Source organism: Colwellia sp. 12G3 (assembly GCF_002836775.1).
Lineage (GTDB): Bacteria > Pseudomonadota > Gammaproteobacteria > Enterobacterales > Alteromonadaceae > Colwellia.
In genome coordinates, this window is sequence record NZ_PJAQ01000046.1 from 1 (window position 1) to 2,095 (window position 2,095).

Sequence of the window (2,095 nt, forward strand, 5' to 3'; positions counted from 1 at the left end):
TAGTTACTCATGTGAGTAATTAACTGATCCAAATCTAGGGTCAAACTTTTCAACTTCTCTGGTGTTAATCCAGTCACCCCAAACATTTTTTCAGGGATATGCTCAGCGTCTTGTTGCAGCGCTATGCCTTTTGCCGTTAATTTAATGATAACCACTCGCTCATCTTTAGACTGACGGACTCTGCTAAGTAAGCCTTGAGTTTCCATACGTTTTAATAAGGGTGACAGTGTGCCAGAATCCAAATCAAGTTGACTCCCTAACGCTTTAACCGAAATACCTTCTTTATGTTGCCATAAAACCAACATGGCTAGATATTGAGGATAGGTTAGTGCCAAGTCCTTTAAAATTGGCGCGTAAAGTCGACACATTAATTTATTTAAACTATAAATGCGAAAACATAGCTGTTTTTCTAGTAGTAAGTTATTACTCATCAGCTATTTCAACAACTTTTCAATATCAGCGGTAATCGCTTCAGGTTTTGTTGTAGGTGCATAACGTTTTACTACTTCTCCTTGGCGATTAACTAAAAATTTAGTGAAATTCCATTTTATTGACTTTGAGCCAAGAATACCGGGAGCCTCTTCCTTTAAATAGTTAAATAGTGGATCTGCGTTAGCGCCATTGACGTCAATTTTATTAAATAGTTGGAATTTTATATTGAAACGTAAGTCACAAAATTGCTGTATCTCTTCGTTACTGCCAGCTTCTTGTTGTTTAAATTGATTACACGGGAAAGCTAACACTTCAAAACCTTTTGCTTGAAATGAATCATGTAGAGATTGTAATCCTTGGTATTGGGGAGTAAAACCACAGTTACTGGCAGTATTAACAATAAGCATAACTTTATCGGTAAACTGCGCTAATTCAATAGTTTCTTGCTGGATGTTTTTTACTGAAAATTGATAAATATTAGTCATCTAGATTACCCTTAACGTTAAATAGAAGCCTGTTTTAATGGCTCTGTTATTTTATATGTGTTGCGCTAAATAAAGTTGTGCGCAATGTTGATTGGTTCATTGTAAATGAAAAGTGATCAATTGCAAAGTTGCTAGAGCAAAATAAAAAACTGAAGTAAACTGACGTGGTTGAATGAATTAACAAATTAATGAGTGAAAGGTATATATATGAAAGTAGCATTTATTGGTCTAGGCGTTATGGGTTACCCAATGGCAGGACATTTGAAAAATGCCGGTCATCAAGTTTGTGTATATAACCGTAATAACGATAAAGCCTTAGCTTGGCAGAAAGAATTTGAGGGTGATATTGCCTCAACGCCAGCACTAGCAGCAAAAGATTGTGACATCGTCTTTGCTTGTGTAGGTAATGATGATGACGTAAGGCAGATTGCATTAGGTGACGACGGGATTTTCGCAGGTCTTGCTAAAGGCAGTATCTTTGTTGATCATACAACGGCATCAGCAGAGCTTGCCATTGAACTTGGTGAAATTGCAGATAAAAATGGTCAATTCTTTTTAGATGCGCCCGTTTCTGGTGGTCAAGCAGGCGCTGAAAATGGCGTGCTTACGGTAATGGTCGGCGGTGATGATGCCGTATTTACTAAAGCTGAGCCTGTTATGGCTGCATTCGCGCGTTTTAGCCAAATAATGGGCCCAGTCGGCTCAGGTCAATTAGCTAAAATGGTTAATCAAATCTGTTTTGTTAATACGGTACAAGGCTTAGCAGAAGGTTTGAACTTTGCCAAAAAAGCGGGGTTAGACACTGACAAGTTACTTGATACTATTGGTAAAGGCGCGGCAGGCTCTTGGCAAATGGACAATCGTGGCAAAACGATGTGTGCGGGTGAGTTTGACTTTGGTTTTGCTGTCGACTGGGTGAGAAAAGATCTGGCTATCGCTTTTAAAGAGGCTGAAAAATTAGGTGCTGACTTAACGATAACTAAACAACTTGATGGTTATTATCAAGAAATTCAAGCGAACGGCGGTAGTCGTTGGGATACTTCTAGTTTAATTTCTCGTATTGACAAGTAATAATACCCATTGCCTATCTTCAAATGGTATACACAAAATTAGTTAATCTTACGTGACTTAACATGAGGACAGGTTGAATTCATATTGACTTATTTTTGATTGATATT

Annotated in this window: 3 protein-coding genes; 1 reads left to right on the forward strand and 2 read right to left on the reverse strand. The window is 37.9% G+C overall.

The features are described from left to right. A partial coding sequence (locus CXF71_RS11570) for a MarR family winged helix-turn-helix transcriptional regulator (RefSeq protein ID WP_101233115.1) occupies positions 1-431 on the reverse strand: 431 nt, incomplete at its 3' end. A 3-nt stretch (positions 432-434) separates the two neighbouring features. Next, a complete protein-coding gene (locus tag CXF71_RS11575) occupies positions 435-917 on the reverse strand; it encodes a glutathione peroxidase (protein ID WP_101233116.1) in 483 nt (160 codons plus the stop codon). 201 nt (positions 918-1,118) lie between these two features. On the opposite strand from CXF71_RS11575, the gene CXF71_RS11580 reads away from it, so the two are divergent. Further along, positions 1,119-1,988: an NAD(P)-dependent oxidoreductase gene (locus CXF71_RS11580; RefSeq protein WP_101233117.1), complete on the forward strand. Its 870-nt coding sequence runs from the start codon at positions 1,119-1,121 to the stop codon at positions 1,986-1,988. The last annotated feature ends 107 nt before the right edge of the window (positions 1,989-2,095 follow it).

Excerpts from the sequence above, each read along its gene's own strand:
- CXF71_RS11575 (WP_101233116.1), bottom strand. The coding sequence starts at position 917 with ATGACTAATATTTATCAATTTTCAGTAAAAAACATCCAGCAAGAAACT.